Genomic DNA, 14,270 nt, shown 5'->3' with positions numbered 1-14,270 from the left:
CGACTGCATGGGGGTGCCTGTGGACAACCGGCTCACCTGTCTCCGGCGACCTGGCAGCATGGCCATGTGACAGCAGCAACGCACTCCACCCTCTTCCCACAGGTTCCGGACTCGGCCGACGCGGTGCTCGAAGGACTCGATCCCGAGCAGCGCGAAGTGGCCACGGCCCTGCACGGTCCGGTGTGCGTGCTGGCAGGCGCCGGCACGGGAAAGACACGGGCGATCACCCACCGCATCGCCTACGGGGTGCGCGCCGGAATCCTCCAGCCCTCCAGCGTGCTCGCCGTCACCTTCACCAACCGCGCCGCCGGTGAGATGCGGGGGCGATTGCGCCAGCTCGGTGCCGGCGGAGTCCAGGCGCGCACCTTCCACTCGGCCGCGCTGCGCCAGCTCCAGTACTTCTGGCCGAAAGCCGTCGGCGGTTCCATGCCGCGGCTCGTCGACCGCAAGATCCAGCTCGTCGCCGATGCCGCGGCTGCCTGCCGCATCCGTCTCGACCGTGGCGAACTGCGGGACGTCACCGCCGAGATCGAGTGGTCCAAGGTCACTCAGATCGTCCCCGCCGACTATGTGCCCGCCATCGCCAAGTCCGGCCGCGACGCCCCCCGCGACCCGGCCGAGATCGCCCAGCTCTACGCCACCTACGAAGACCTCAAACGGGACCGCTCCGTCATCGACTTCGAGGATGTCCTCCTGCTGACCGTCGCCGTCCTCCAGGACCGGCGCGACATCGCCGAGCAGGTCCGCTCCCAGTACCAGCACTTCGTGGTCGACGAGTACCAGGACGTCAGCCCGCTCCAGCAACGGCTGCTGGAGCTGTGGCTCGGAGAGCGGGACAACCTGTGCGTGGTGGGCGACGCCAGTCAGACGATCTATTCGTTCACAGGAGCAACTCCAGACCATCTGCTCGACTTCCGCACCCGCCACCCCGGTGCCACCGTCGTCAAGCTGGTCCGCGACTACCGCTCCACCCCCCAGGTCGTCCACCTCGCCAACGGCCTGCTCGCCCAGGCCAGGGGCCGCGCCGCCGAACACCGGCTGGAGCTGGTCTCCCAGCGCGACCCGGGACCCGAGCCCGGCTATATCGAGTACGCCGACGAACCCGCCGAGGCGGAGGGTGCTGCCCGCCGCATCCGCGACCTCGTCGCCGGGGGTGTCCCGGCGAGCGAGATCGCCATCCTGTTCCGGACGAACTCCCAGTCCGAGACCTACGAACAGGCCCTCGCCGACGCCGGAGTCCCCTACCAGCTGCGCGGTGCCGAACGGTTCTTCGACCGGCCCGAGGTGCGCAAGGCGGGCAGCGCGCTGCGCGCCGCCGCCCGCTTCGGAGGCAACGACTCCCTCCTGGACGACGCCGTCGACCTGCCCTCCCAGGTACGCGCCGTACTGTCGGGGGAGGGGTGGACCGGCCAGCCGCCCGCGGGCTCAGGCGCCGTCAGGGAGCGCTGGGAGTCGCTCGCCGCACTGGTGAACCTCGCGCAGGACTTCACCACCGCGAAACCGGGCGCCACGCTCGCCGACCTGGTCGCCGAACTGGACGAGCGGGCGAACGCCCAGCACGCCCCGACGGTGCAGGGCGTCACCCTTGCCTCCCTCCACTCGGCCAAGGGCCTGGAATGGGACGTCGTCTTCGTCGTCGGCGTCGCCGAGGGCATGATGCCGATCACCTACGCAAAGACCGAGGAGCAGATCGAGGAGGAACGCCGCCTCCTGTATGTCGGAGTCACCCGCGCACGCGACCGCGTCCATGTCTCCTGGGCTCTCTCCCGCGCACCCGGAGGCCGGCCCAGCCGCCGCCCCAGCCGCTTCCTCGACGGCCTGCGTCCCGGCTCCGTCACCACCGCCGTACGGACGGGCGCGGCCGGCTCGGGTGGGATCGAGCGCGGCTTCGGGGGCCGTCCCGGGCTCGCCCCGCGCCGGACACAGAGAACCCCGGCCCGGTGCCGGGTCTGCGGGCGCACGCTGACCGACGCGGGCGAGATGAAACTGATGCGCTGCGACGAGTGCCCCTCCGACATGGACGAGGGCCTCTACGAGCGGTTGCGTGAGTGGCGAGCGGTCCAAGCGGCGCGCAGCGGGCAACCAGCCTTCTGCGTCTTCACCGACAGGACCCTGATGGCGATCGCCGAGACCGTTCCCGACGAAGAGGGTGAGCTGGCCCGCATCCCTGGCGTCGGAGTGCGCAAGCTCAACCGGTACGGAGCCGAGGTTCTGGCCATCTGTGCAGGTCAGGAAGTTGCTGGGGAGGGCGGGGGTGACTGATTCAAACTCGACGGAAAAATAGTTTGCGCATGCCCCGGCAATCCCCATAGGTTCTTAGCCACGGGAACAGAGTCTTCTCAGAAGCCCTGGTTTCGTGCTGTACTTCATAGTCGTATATCCGTTGGACTGGTTCACCCCAGTCCCTTCAAGACGCCGAGAGGAGGCGAGTCCAGTGATCAGCATCTACACCAGCTCTGTCAGCACGGTCAAAATGACCGATCTCTCGGCCGTCTCCCTGTGCATGCTCGGCGTCTCGAACCTGGGCACCGGTCTGTCCGGCATTCCTGCCGTCCGGCCGGCGTCCACCGTGTCTCTCGCAGGTCTCCCTGTCCGCGAGCGCAATGAGCGACCGAGTAAGGCACTGGAAGCAGGAGCAGTAGAGGCAAAGGCCCCGGCCTATGCCTTCGCGGCCGGTGCCGGATCCCTCAAGCAGACGACGCAGCACCACACGATGTGGGCCTTCCGTGGGCCAGAACCCTGGAGTGATCCAGCCTGATCTATCAGGCCGGCGCCTTCAGGGCCGCGGAACCCCATCCGGGATCCGCGGCCCTTCTGTTTTCCCCGAACGGGGACGACGGAGTGAAGGGGCCTCGGGACAAGAGAAAACCCGCCGGTACCAGCCGCAACCCGGCCCAACAGGGCCGGAACGACCAGACGAGGAAGACGAACCGTGCAACTCGAAGCGCACGCCCCGTCCGTACCGCCTTCCGAAACGATCCCCCCGCCCGGCCTCACGGAGGACTCCACCTTGATCCCGCTCACTGCGCTCACCGCGCTCGACGACGCCATCGAGAACCTCGGCGTACCCGTCCCCTGCCGTTCCTACGACCCGGAGGTCTTCTTCGCCGAGTCGCCGGCCGACGTCGAGTACGCCAAGTCCCTGTGCCGCACCTGCCCGCTGATGGAGGCCTGCCTCGCCGGCGCCAAGGAGCGGCGTGAGCCCTGGGGCGTCTGGGGCGGCGAACTGTTCGTCCAGGGTGTTGTCGTGGCCCGCAAGCGGCCCCGTGGCCGTCCGCGCAAGAACCCGGTCACGGCATGAACATCACAGGAACGATCGACCGCCCCTTCACGCACGACCCCAAGAAGCAGGCCCCGATGACGCCGACCACCAGCGAGCCCGTCGGCTCCGCGACCCCGGACTTCACCACCACCGGTGCGAACGACTCGCGCCAGAACAGGACCCGAGAGATGCAACTCATCCCAGAAGCCCTGGCTCGTGCGCATATGCACGACCGCCTCCAGGAGGCCGAGCAGGAACGCCGGGCGCACCGCGTGGTGACGGCCCGTCGGCTCCAGCGCCGCGCCGAGCGCGCCTCGCTGCGCGCCCGCCGCGCGCTCGCCATGGCGGTCATGCAGTAACGACCACGGCAGCCTCAGTAGTAACAGCAGTACCCCACCACACCGGAAGCGGTGGCCTCCCGACCTCGGGAGGCAAGACCTTCCCGCGAGGGCCGGTCCGTCCGAACGGACCGGCCCCCGCGGTGCGTTGTGCCCGGCCAACCGCCGGTCACGGCGATATCGTCGCCGCGTGACCAGTCCTCCCGGTGGCAGCGACGTTCCCCTTGGCAGCGGCGACAGCGGCTCCTCGGCGGAGCTCCGCCCCATCGTGTGCACCCGCTGCGGCGCCCGCGCCGACACTCCACCGCTGACCTGGACCTGCTCGATGGAGAACGGAACGCGTCACTACTTCTGCGACACGTGCGCCCGGGAGAACCTCAGGGCGATCGAGGCTCGGTTGGACCCGGCTTGGTGGTGAACCGGCTCATGCCTCAGCAGCCGACGGCTCCTCCTCGGCCTCAGGCAGGAATCCCGGTAGCCACTCCTCCAGTTCCGCGCGCATGCGGACCGTCGCTCCCAGCTGGCACAGGACACCGATGGTGCTCAAGGTCACCCGGTGTATCAGGAGGTACGACGGGGGCAGGTTGAGGCGCTTGCCCAGTTGGTGTGCGGGGGAACGCGGGTCGGCTATGCGGGCCGCCTGGCTGCGCATCCAGCCGCGGGTGAAGGTGAACTCGTCCGCCTGGGCCGGTTCGATGATCGGCAGGAGATAGTCGAGGACCGCGTCGGGGTCCAGGTCTATCGAGTCCTTGACGAAGCCTTCCGCGCGGAGCGTCTCGTAGACCGCCTCGGCCTGGCCGTCCAGCGTCAGGCGCAGAGACTCGCCGATCGTGGCGGGAAGGCCGCCCGGCAGACGGTCGACGGTGCCGAAGTCCAGGACGCCCAGGCGCCAGTCGTCCTCGTCGGCCGGGCCGCCCGGCAGCAGGCGGAAGTTTCCGGGATGCGGGTCGGCGTGCAGGAGGCCGGTGCGGGCAGGGCCCGAGAAGAGGAAGCGGGTCAGTAGTTGGCCGGCGCGGTCGCGCTGTTCCTGGGTGCCGTCGGTGATCACCTCCGACAGGGGTATTCCGTCGATCCATTCCGACACCAGGACCTGCTCGCAGTGATGGACAACGGCCGGTACCAACACGTCCGGGTCGTCCGTGAACTCCTCCGAGTGGGCCTGCTGGGCCTGCGCCTCCAGGCCGTAGTCGAGCTCCTCGGAGACACGGTCCCGGAGTTCGGTGATGAGCGGCTTGATGTCCATCCCGGGGATGAGGGGACCCAACAGGCGGGCGAAGCGGCTCAGTTGGGTCAGGTCGGAGAGCAGCGCCTCGCCGGCGCCCGGATACTGCACCTTGACCGCGACCTCGCGTCCGTCGTGCCACACTCCCCGGTGCACCTGGCCGATCGAGGCCGCGGCGGACGGCTTCTCCTCGAACTCCAGGAACAGTTCCTGCCAGTCCGCGCCGAGCCGTTTCTCCAGTACGGAGTGCACCGTGCGGGTCGGCATCGGCGGGGCCGCTTCCTGGAGCTTCGTCAGTGCGGCGCGGTAGGGACCCGCGACCTCCTCGGGCAGGGCCGACTCGAAGACGGACAGGGCCTGCCCGAATTTCATCGCGCCGCCCTTGAGCTCACCGAGCACCTTGAACAGCTGTTCCGCCGTGCGCTGTTGCAGCTCGCGGCCGACGATGTCCGCCGATTCGCCGACGATCCGTTTGCCGAGCCCCCACGTCGCCCGCCCGGCGAAGCCGAGCGGGAGCGCGGCGAGCTTGGCGGTTCGGGTGACCGCCTTCCGGGGAAGATCAGACATGCGCCCTCCAAGTTCCGGACAGCCGCGCCGCGTGTGCCTTACGGCGTAACTCCGATGACGGCCGTTGCTCGGCCATTGTCTCGTGTGGCTCCCCGTCCTCCGAGGGGTGCTCCCCCTTCTTACTCTTCTCCTCGGTGCCGCAGGGGCATGCGGGGTGTGCCCAGACCGGGCGGGCGTGCCAGTCGAGCCCGGGGACGGAGACCTCCCAGCGGGCGCCTGCGGTGGACGGGATCCTCCCGTCCAGGAAGGCGAGTGCGTGGCTGGCGGTCAGGCCCGCGACTGTCGTCGCCAGGGCCAGGTCGCATGCCCTGACCTGGCGTGGCCGTGCGGAACGCCACTGCGCGACCAGGCGCGGCCAGGTCGGATCCCGGTCGATGCGGCACCGGTCCAGACAGCCGGCGCAGGCCGTCTCGCCGGGCAGGACCAGGGGGCCCACGATGCCGGTTCCTTCCACGACGCCCGCGTACAGATGCGGTGTGCCCGAGCTCACGAGAGATTCGGCGGCGGCCGGGTCGGGTGCGTGGACGGCGAGGTCGTCGCGTGGGGCGAGGATCACCAGGGAGAAACCGGGGTTGTTCTCGTCGGGCGGCGGCTGAGCGGCCGTATGCCGTGGTGGGCGGTCCGGGGCTGCCCGTCGGGCAGCGCGCCGGGCGGACTCGTCCCGGCGTTCGCCGACGGAATCGGCGGGCAGGCCACCTGGTGCGACGTCCCACGGCTCGACCACGCCGCCGTCGCGTACGTCGACGTGGCCCACGCCCGCCCCCGCCAGCAGCGAGGCCACCACTGCGCCGACCCGGCCCGCGCCCCGGACCTGCACACGCAGCGACCGGCGAGCGGCCAGCCGTGCCATCGCCTCGCCCGGCGCCGGTGCGACCAGGGAGAGGGAGGCGAGGTCGGGACCCAGCCGGTCCAGAACCTTCTTCTTGCCGCGCAGGGTGTCGACGGCCGGGCCGCCGCCCGTCGCGTCGTCGAGGAGGCCGGCCTCGCTCAGCCGCTCCACGAGTCCGTCGACATGATCGGCCGGCAGGTCCATCCGGTGCCCTTCCTCGTGGAGCCGCGCCCGTCCGCGGGTGCCGTCGAGCAGGTTCAGGAAGCTGCCCGTCGCCGTGTCCATCGGGCCGAGTGTCATCGCGTGCGCGGGTGTCATCCCGAACTGCACCGTGTTCAGATCCCGCCAGCCACGCCGCAGCGCGGGCTTCGTCATCGGATGGGTGACACGCGGGCGGGTCTTGTCCGAGTGGGCCGTGGTCGACAGCGTGACAGACGCGTCCGACGCGGGCGCAGGTGTGGTGGTTGATCGCATGGCAGGCCCCCGTAGCCAGAGAAAGTCCCCGTTGAAAGTCCCTGTTTGTCGGTGGATTTCAGTGCTCGTTCCGCCGACGAGTGCCAGCATGCCCGGTTTGCTCGAAGGTCGTCGAAAGTTGTCCACAGGCGGTGGGTGTTCGTCGTACAAATTGAGCGCATGGTGGGGGATCGGCGCCGAACCGTCCCGGAGTCAAGACTTCCCCCGTGTGCAGCGGGTAACGTCGTGCCGTGCCCGCCGACCCCTTGCACCGCGCCGGAAACCCACAGCGCAGCACGACGAGCCAGCCGCCGAGCGGCTCGGGGGCGAGCGCGATCGAGGTTCGCAGGAGCGCCCGGCGACGCCGGACGGTCTCCGCCTACCGCGAGGGCGATCGCACCGTCGTGCTCATCCCCGCCCGGATGTCCGAGGCCGAGGAACAGCGCTGGGTGACTGTCATGCTCGACAAACTGGCCGCCCAGGAAAGCAAACACAAACGGGTGCCCGGCGACAGCGAGCTGGCCGAGCGCGCCGAGCAACTGTCGGCCCAGTACTTCGCCGGCCGCGCCCGGCCTGCCTCGGTGCGCTGGGTCACCAACCAGAACACGCGTTGGGGCTCGTGCACGCCGGCCGAGGGCAGCATCCGCCTGTCGCACCGGCTGCAGGGCATGCCCGAGTACGTCGTCGACTACGTCCTCGTCCATGAGCTGGCGCATCTGCTGGTGCCCGGTCATGGTCCCCGGTTCTGGCGGCTCCTGGAGGCCTACCCGCGGACCGAGCGGGCTCGTGGCTACCTCGAAGGCGTGGTCGCCGCCGACCGGCTGCCGCAGCTGCCTCCCGCGCGCGGGGACTGATCTTCGCGCGGTAGGTGCGCGGGCGGTGGGCCGTTGTGTACCGGGTTTGTACCGGCTTCGGCTCACGTCCGGAAATAGCCGTTAGCCTGACCCGACGCATTCGGCATTCGGGATGGGGGACGGTCGTTACGTATGGCCAGGGAATTCCAACGCGGCCACAAGGCCAGGATCAGTGATCTCACCGCAGGCACAGATCTGTACGTAGGTGTACAGATCTCCGGACCGGGGCTGAGCTTCGACATCAGCTGCTTCGGCCTCGACGCCGACGAGCGGCTCTCGGACGACCGGTATTTCGTCTTCTTCAACCAGCCGAAGTCACCCGAGGAGTCCATCCAGATCCTGGGCGCTCAGGCGGGCGACACGGAGTCCTTCCGCGTCACGCTCGACCGGATTCCGCCGCAGATCCAGAAACTTTCGTTCACCGCTACGCTCGACGGCGCCGGGCAGCTGTCGCAGATCGCCCCTGGATACGTCCGCATCGTCGCCGGTGGCGAGGAGGTGGCACGCTACTCCTTCAACGGCTCGGAGTTCTCCACCGAGCGGGCCGTGATGCTGGGCGACTTCTACCTGAAGGACGTGTGGCGGTTCGCCGCGGTCGGACAGGGTTTCGACGGTGGCCTGGACGCGCTGCTGAAGAACTTCGGCGGGGAGGTCGCCGAGGAGGAGGAGACGCCCGCTCCGCAGCAGCCGCAGACCGGTGCCGCTCCCGGCTTCGCGCCGCCCGCCTTCGGTGCTCCGGCGCCGGCCCCGGCCGCTCCGCAGCCCGCGGCCCAGGGCTTCGCGCCGCCCCCTCCGGGAGCCGCCGCGCCCCCGGCCTCGGCGCCCGCGCCGGCGGTGCACGCCGCCCCCACCATCGTCGCGCCCCTGACACCGCCCGGCGGCGCCCAGGTGCCGCCCCCGGCGCCGGCGCCCGCGCCCTACGGACAGCCGGGGCCCCCGCAGCCCGCGTACGGCCAGGCACCCGGCCAGACGGGGTCGCTGCCCCCCGGCTACGGCCAGCCCCAGGCACCGGTCGGTCCTCCCGGCCACGGGCAGCCGACTGCGCCCCCGGGCTACGGTCAGCAGCCCCCGTTCGGGCAGGTCCCCGGCCAGCAGGCCCCCTACGGCGTGCCCCAGGGCGTACCGCAGGGTGGCGGACAGGGCGCCGGCGTCACGGCCGCGCTCCAGCAGTTCAAGGAGACGCCGACCGGGCAGCGTTGGACGCAGCAGAACAAGAAGCTGGTCCGCGTCGACCTGGGCACCGGCAGCCAGCCGGTGCTGGCCCGGCAGGGCAGCATGGTGCTCTACCAGGGCAAGGTCGACTTCAGCTACAAGGGCGCCGGATTCGCCGGCCGGATCGCGGGTAACGCGACCGGCCAGGAGATGCAGCTGATGCGCTGTACCGGCCAGGGCCAGGTGTTCTTCGCCGACAACTCCACGATGCTGCACCCCATCGAGCTCCAGGGCGACGGCATCTGCGTGTCCGCGGAGAACGTCCTCGCGTTCGACGAGAGCCTCCAGTACGAGGTCCGCCGGGTCGAGGGACACGGCATCCCTGGTGGCGCTCTGTTCACGATGCAGTTCACGGGCACCGGCACCATCGTCGTGAAGACGCATGGTGTCCCCGTCGTCCTGCCGGTCACACCCACCACGTTCGCCGACTGCAACGCCGTGGTCGCCTGGTCCGCCGCCTCCCAGGTGGTCGTCTCCAGCCAGGTACGGATGCGTCGCAACGCCTACCCCGGCGACACCGGAGAGAGCGTCAACCTCCAGTTCCGAGGCGCGCCCGGCAACTTCATCGTCGTCCAGCCGTACGAGGTCTGAGGGAGCCCGTCATGAACCAGCCACTCGCGGGCTACGCTCCCGCACCCGTCACCGCCCGCATGGAGAACCACGGCAACCACATGCTGAAGGTCGCCATGCAGACCGGAAACGACCTCCTCGCGCGCGTGGGGTCGATGGTCGCCTATGAAGGCTTCGTCCAGTACGAGCCCAACCCGCCGGCCGTACGCCAGATCGCCAAGGACTGGATGACCGGCGAGGGCGCGCCCCTGATGAAGTGCTCAGGGGACGGCCTGCTCTATCTCGCCGACTACGGCGCGAACGTGATCGTGATCAACCTCAACGGCGACGGCATCTCCGTCAACGCCACCAACCTGCTCGCCTTCGACGCACACCTCACCTGGGGCGTCGAGCGGGTCAAGGGGCTGGCGAAATTCGCCGGGCAGGGCCTGTGGAACACGAAGATCTCCGGGCAGGGCTGGGTCGCGCTGACCTCCCGGGGCAAGCCGATCGTCGTCGACTGCGGTGGCGGCGACGACGAGACGTACGTAGACCCGGACGCGCTCGTCGCCTGGTCCCCGAACCTCAAGGTGAAGGGCAAGCGCAGCTTCAAGGCGCAGTCACTCATCGGCCGGGGCAGCGGCGAGGCCTACCAGATGGCCTTCTCCGGCCAGGGCTTCGTCGTCGTCCAGCCCAGCGAGGACAGCACCGACCGGCTCCGGGTCCGGGGCTGAGGGGGAACCAGAACGCCATGCAGAGCCCACTTTTCGTGCACAACGACTCACAGACCCAGGAACGCTGGAGTCTGCAGAACAAGCAGATGCTCCGGATCACCCTGGAGGGCCACGACGACATCCTCGCCCGCAAGGGCACGATGGTCGCCTACCAGGGGCTGATGGAGTTCGACGCCGAGTACCAGAGCAACAACCAGGGCCGCTCGCGCGCGCAGACGGGTGAGGGACTGGACCTGATGCGCTGCCACGGGCAGGGCACGGTCTATCTCGCCAACCTCGCCCAGCACATCCATCTGGTGGACGTGGAGCAGGACGGTCTGACGGTCGACAGCAGTTACGTGCTGGCGATGGACTCCGGGCTGCATCACGAGGTGATCGCAGTGGACAGCCTGTACGGCATCGCCGGTTCCGGGAAGTACCAGCTCAACATCACCGGCCGTGGCAGGGTCGCTCTGATGACCTCGGGCGCGCCGCTGATGATGCAGGTGACGCCGGACAAGTACGTCAACTGTGACGCCGACGCGATCGTCGCCTGGTCGACCGGCCTGCGCGTGCAGATGCAGGCCCAGACGCACACCTCCGGAGTGTGGCGGCGCCGAGGCAACACCGGTGAGGGCTGGGAGCTCAGCTTCATGGGCAGCGGCTACGCGCTGGTCCAGCCCAGCGAGTTGCTGCCGCCGCAGAACGCCCAGATCGGGCAGGGCGCCGCCGCCCAGTTCGGTATGGGCCAGCAGGGGGCGCGGGCGCAGAACCAGGGCAACGCCTGGGGCTGACCGCCCGGACCGTAAGTTGTGTAAGGGGCGACCGCCAATGGTGGTCGCCCCTTACACATGCTCATCTACACACGCGCATCCGGCACTTGCCCGGGACTCACAACCTCGCGCGTGTCGCTGCCAGCAGCCTCAGGACCGACTCGTCGGCCACGTCCGCCACCTCGTCGTACGCGAACCAGCGCAGGTCGAGCGACTCGTCGCTGATCTCCTGTGTCGCACCGGCCGGCGCCACGACCGCGTACTGGACGTCGAAGTGCCAGTGACAGGGCGCCGGGATCGGGTGCCGGTCGAGGCGCACCGGGCCGCCCGGCAGCAGGCTGAGCCCGCTGATGCCGGACTCCTCCGTGGCCTCGCGCAGGGCCGCCGCCGCCACGGAGAAGTCCTCCGGCTCGCAGTGACCGCCCATCTGGAGCCACATCCGCAGCTTCCGGTGGAGGGTGAGGAGCACCCGACCATGTTCCGGGTCGACCACCAGTGCGCTCGCCGTGATGTGCCCGTCCTCGCAGGCCTTCCACATGCCGTCCGGGTGAGCCCCGAGATGGTCCAGGTAGGACTGGCGCAACTCTTCCTGGTCCTCGTAGCCCTTCAGTACGAGGACCGCGTCGTCGTACAGGTTCACTCGGTGCCGTCGCCCTTGTCCTCGCCGTCGGTGCTGTCCTTCTTGAGGTTGGGCTTCTCCGCCGCCTCGCCGAGCATCTTGTCGAGCTCGGAGAAGTCCAGCTGCTCGCGGTGCACGAAGCCGTCCGGGTCGTCCAGGTCGGAGGCCGTGGGCAGCATGTCCGGGTGGGCCCACAGGCCGTCCCGGCCGTCGACCCCGCGTGCGTCCGTCAGCGAGGCCCAGAGGCGCGAAGCGTCGCGCAGCCGGCGCGGGCGCAGCTCCAGGCCGATCAGTGTGGCGAACGTCTGCTCGGCCGGGCCACCCGTGGCACGGCGGCGGCGCAGCGTCTCGCGCAGCGCGTCCGCAGAGGTCAGACGGGGCTTGGCCGCCGCGTGCACCACCGCGTCCACCCAGCCCTCGACGAGCGCCAGCGCCGTCTCCAGCCGGGCCAGGGCGACCTTTTGCTCCGGGGTGTCCTCCGGCTGGAACATGCCCTGCTGGAGCGCGTCCTGCAACTGCTCCGGGTTCTGCGGGTCGAACTGGCCGACCACGTCCTCCAGCTTGGCCGTGTCGACCTTGATCCCGCGTGCGTAGCCGTCGACCGCGCCGAACAGATGCGAGCGCAGCCACGGCACATGGGCGAACAGGCGCTGGTGGGCGGCCTCGCGCAGGGCGAGATACAGCCGCACCTCCTCCTGCGGCACACTCAGGTCCTTGCCGAACGACGCGATGTTCGCCGGCAGCAACGCGGCCCGGCCCGTCGGGCCCAGCGGCAGGCCGACGTCCGTCGAGCCGACGACCTCGCCCGCGAGCACACCCACGGCCTGCCCGATCTGCGTGCCGAACATGGCGCCGCCCATGGAGCGCATCATGCCGATCAGCGGGCCCGCCATGGCCTGCATCTCCTCGGGCAGGACATCACCCATGGCCGCGCCGACCCGCTCGGCGACCGGATCGACCAGCTCCTTCCAGGCGGGCAGGGTCGCCTCGACCCACTCCGCGCGGCTCCACGCCACGGCGGAGCCCGCGCCGGACGGCAGCGACGTCGCGTCGTCCAGCCACAGGTCCGCCAGCCGGACGGCCTCCTCGACCGCGGTGCGCTCGGCGGGACCGATGCTGGAGTCCTTGACGCCGTCGGAAGTCCCCTGGGAGACCGTCTGACGGGCGATCTGCTTGGCCATCTCCCAGTTCACCGGACCGCCCTCGTACGAGAGCATCTGGCCCAGTTGCTGGAACGCGGCGCCCAGGTCGTTGGGGTTCATGGAACCGAACATGGCTGCGAGCGGATTGTCGCCTCCTGGACCACCGAAGCCGGGCAGTCCGAAACCGAACGGTCCCTGACCACCACCGCTCTGCTGGTCCTCCTTCTTGCCCTCGTCGCCGTTCTCCGGCTCCTCCGGCGGAAGGCCGAATCCGAATGGGGTGTCACTCACGGGATTCCTCGGCTGGTAAGGCCGTCGGTTCTTCCAACGGCGGCTGCCCGACAACACCACCCAGCCTAGACACCTCGGCCGGTTGGGGGCTCGGTGCGTCGCCGACTCCTGGCCTGCGGCAGGATGGATGTCACCTGGTACGTACGCGTCACGCGCGTCCTTACTGAAGACAACCGCTGGAGACGCCGGTGAGTTCCCCAGATCCGCAGGTTCGCGCAGCGCGAAACCACTCAACCAACCCGGCCGTACGCGGGCCAGTCGTCGCGGTCACCGGCGCCGCGACCGGCATCGGAGCGCTGCTCACCGAGCGGCTCGCGGCGTCCGAGGAGATCAAGCAGGTCGTCGCCATCGACGAGCGGCGCGGCGAGTGCGCGGCGGCGCAGTGGCACATCCTGGATGTACGCGATCCGGCCATCGCGGAGAAGCTGCGTGGTGCCGACGTCGTGGTGCACCTGGCCCTCGATCTGGACCTGGAGACGGACGGGGCCGCCCGAACGGCGTACAACGTGCGCGGGACGCAGACCGTGCTGACGGCTGCCGCGGCGGCCGGGGTCCATCGGGTCGTGCTGTGCACGTCGGCGATGGTCTACGGGGCGCTGCCGGACAACGAACTCCCGCTGGCGGAGGACGCCGAGCTGCGGGCGACCGCCGAGGCGACCGGGGTCGGGGATCTGCTGGAGATCGAGCGGCTCGCTCGGCGCGCACCGCGGGCGCATCCCGGGCTGAATGTCACCGTTGTACGCCCCGCGGTGTTGATCGGGGGCACCGACACCGCTCTGACCAGGTACTTTGAGTCTCCACGGCTGCTTGTGGTCGCCGGGTCGCGGCCCGCGTGGCAGTTCTGTCACGTCGAGGATCTGTGCAGCGCGCTGGAGTACGCGGTGCTGGAGAAGGTCGAGGGGGAGCTGGCCGTCGGGTGTGACGGGTGGCTGGAGCAGGAGCAGGTCGAGGAGATCAGCGGGATCCGGCGCATGGAGCTGCCGTCCGCTGTCGCGCTGGGCGCGGCTGCCCGGCTGCACCGGATCGGGCTCACGCCCTCTCCGGCCGGGGATCTGGCGTACACGATGTATCCCTGGGTGGTGAGCGGGAGCCGGCTGCACGATGCCGGGTGGCGGCCTCAGTGGAGCAACGAGGAGGTGCTCGCGGAGCTGCTGGAGGAGGTCGCCGGGCGGCATACCGTGGTGGGGCGGCGGCTTGGGCGCAAGGACGCGACAGCGGCGGGGGCCGCGGGGGCGACGGTGGCGTTGTTGGGTACGGCTGCGTTGGTGCGGCGGGCGCGGAAGGCTCGGCGGCGGATCTGAGGGCGGGGGTGGGGTGGGTTTGTTTCGCCCCCGCGGGGGGGGGGGGGGGGGCGGCCCCCCCCCCCCCCCCCCCCCCCCCCCCCCGCCCCCCCCCCCCCCCCCCCCCCCGGCGCGCCCCCCCGCCCACCCCCCCCCCGGGGGCCCC

At 70.3% G+C, this 14,270-nt stretch carries 14 protein-coding genes; 10 read left to right on the top strand and 4 right to left on the bottom strand.

Annotation, left to right across the window (positions count from 1 at the left end):
* The first annotated feature begins 66 nt into the window (after positions 1-66).
* The 5 genes from ACH4TV_RS09475 to ACH4TV_RS09455 all read left to right on the top strand — a co-directional run bounded on the left by ACH4TV_RS09475 (position 67) and on the right by ACH4TV_RS09455 (position 4,018).
* Entirely contained in the window at positions 67-2,262 is a 2,196-nt protein-coding gene (locus ACH4TV_RS09475) for an ATP-dependent DNA helicase UvrD2 (RefSeq protein WP_398395948.1), read from the top strand.
* A 172-nt stretch (positions 2,263-2,434) separates the two neighbouring features.
* Positions 2,435-2,758, top strand: a complete 324-nt coding sequence (locus ACH4TV_RS09470) for a hypothetical protein (protein ID WP_398395947.1) — start codon at positions 2,435-2,437, stop codon at positions 2,756-2,758.
* Positions 2,759-2,932: 174 nt separating this feature from the next.
* Complete coding sequence (locus ACH4TV_RS09465; protein WP_020119791.1) at positions 2,933-3,301, top strand: WhiB family transcriptional regulator; 369 nt, start codon at positions 2,933-2,935, stop codon at positions 3,299-3,301.
* A complete protein-coding gene (locus ACH4TV_RS09460) occupies positions 3,298-3,621 on the top strand; it encodes a hypothetical protein (RefSeq protein WP_398395945.1) in 324 nt (107 codons plus the stop codon). The genes ACH4TV_RS09465 and ACH4TV_RS09460 overlap by 4 nt, the downstream gene beginning before the upstream one ends.
* 169 nt (positions 3,622-3,790) lie before the next feature.
* A complete protein-coding gene (locus tag ACH4TV_RS09455) occupies positions 3,791-4,018 on the top strand; it encodes a hypothetical protein (protein ID WP_398395944.1) in 228 nt (75 codons plus the stop codon).
* Positions 4,019-4,024: 6 nt separating this feature from the next.
* On the opposite strand, the gene ACH4TV_RS09450 is transcribed toward ACH4TV_RS09455, so the two are convergent.
* Positions 4,025-5,389 (bottom strand): ABC1 kinase family protein, encoded by a 1,365-nt coding sequence (locus ACH4TV_RS09450; protein ID WP_398395943.1) that lies wholly within the window; start codon positions 5,387-5,389, stop codon positions 4,025-4,027.
* On the bottom strand, positions 5,382-6,593 hold the full coding sequence (locus ACH4TV_RS09445; protein ID WP_398396575.1) for a TOMM precursor leader peptide-binding protein: 1,212 nt from the start codon (positions 6,591-6,593) through the stop codon (positions 5,382-5,384). Before ACH4TV_RS09445 ends, ACH4TV_RS09450 begins: the two co-directional genes overlap by 8 nt.
* A 329-nt stretch (positions 6,594-6,922) precedes the next feature.
* On the opposite strand from ACH4TV_RS09445, the gene ACH4TV_RS09440 reads away from it, so the two are divergent.
* The 4 genes from ACH4TV_RS09440 (at position 6,923) to ACH4TV_RS09425 (ending at position 10,793) form a co-directional block, all read left to right on the top strand.
* Complete coding sequence (locus ACH4TV_RS09440) at positions 6,923-7,525, top strand: M48 family metallopeptidase (RefSeq protein ID WP_398395942.1); 603 nt, start codon at positions 6,923-6,925, stop codon at positions 7,523-7,525.
* A gap of 132 nt (positions 7,526-7,657) precedes the next feature.
* Entirely contained in the window at positions 7,658-9,328 is a 1,671-nt protein-coding gene (locus ACH4TV_RS09435) for a TerD family protein (RefSeq protein ID WP_398395941.1), read from the top strand.
* 11 nt (positions 9,329-9,339) lie between these two features.
* Positions 9,340-10,020 (top strand): AIM24 family protein, encoded by a 681-nt coding sequence (locus tag ACH4TV_RS09430; RefSeq protein ID WP_398395940.1) that lies wholly within the window; start codon positions 9,340-9,342, stop codon positions 10,018-10,020.
* Positions 10,021-10,037: 17 nt separating this feature from the next.
* The gene (locus ACH4TV_RS09425; RefSeq protein WP_398395939.1) at positions 10,038-10,793 is read left to right on the top strand and encodes an AIM24 family protein; all 756 of its coding nucleotides are present in this window, start codon (positions 10,038-10,040) and stop codon (positions 10,791-10,793) included.
* A gap of 97 nt (positions 10,794-10,890) precedes the next feature.
* Here ACH4TV_RS09425 and ACH4TV_RS09420 read toward each other — a convergent pair whose 3' ends face one another.
* Entirely contained in the window at positions 10,891-11,412 is a 522-nt protein-coding gene (locus tag ACH4TV_RS09420; RefSeq protein ID WP_398395938.1) for an NUDIX hydrolase, read from the bottom strand.
* Positions 11,409-12,824: a zinc-dependent metalloprotease gene (locus tag ACH4TV_RS09415; RefSeq protein ID WP_398395936.1), complete on the bottom strand. Its 1,416-nt coding sequence runs from the start codon at positions 12,822-12,824 to the stop codon at positions 11,409-11,411. Before ACH4TV_RS09415 ends, ACH4TV_RS09420 begins: the two co-directional genes overlap by 4 nt.
* A gap of 188 nt (positions 12,825-13,012) precedes the next feature.
* On the opposite strand from ACH4TV_RS09415, the gene ACH4TV_RS09410 reads away from it, so the two are divergent.
* Positions 13,013-14,125: an SDR family oxidoreductase gene (locus tag ACH4TV_RS09410; protein ID WP_398395934.1), complete on the top strand. Its 1,113-nt coding sequence runs from the start codon at positions 13,013-13,015 to the stop codon at positions 14,123-14,125.
* Positions 14,126-14,270: the final 145 nt, after the last annotated feature.

The sequence above is a fragment of the Streptomyces sp. NPDC020898 genome, assembly GCF_044333925.1.
GTDB lineage: Bacteria > Actinomycetota > Actinomycetes > Streptomycetales > Streptomycetaceae > Streptomyces.
Note: the sequence above shows the minus strand (reverse complement) of the source record. Positions and strands in the feature narration are given on the sequence as shown.

What these genes read in the sequence shown, in the direction of transcription:
- ACH4TV_RS09460 (WP_398395945.1), top strand. Translation starts at nt 3,298, where the DNA reads ATGAACATCACAGGAACGATCGACCGCCCCTTCACGCACGACCCCAAG.
- ACH4TV_RS09450 (WP_398395943.1), bottom strand. Translation starts at nt 5,389, where the DNA reads ATGTCTGATCTTCCCCGGAAGGCGGTCACCCGAACCGCCAAGCTCGCC.
- ACH4TV_RS09445 (WP_398396575.1), bottom strand. Translation starts at nt 6,593, where the DNA reads ATGACGAAGCCCGCGCTGCGGCGTGGCTGGCGGGATCTGAACACGGTG.
- ACH4TV_RS09435 (WP_398395941.1), top strand. Translation starts at nt 7,658, where the DNA reads ATGGCCAGGGAATTCCAACGCGGCCACAAGGCCAGGATCAGTGATCTC.
- ACH4TV_RS09430 (WP_398395940.1), top strand. Translation starts at nt 9,340, where the DNA reads ATGAACCAGCCACTCGCGGGCTACGCTCCCGCACCCGTCACCGCCCGC.
- ACH4TV_RS09425 (WP_398395939.1), top strand. Translation starts at nt 10,038, where the DNA reads ATGCAGAGCCCACTTTTCGTGCACAACGACTCACAGACCCAGGAACGC.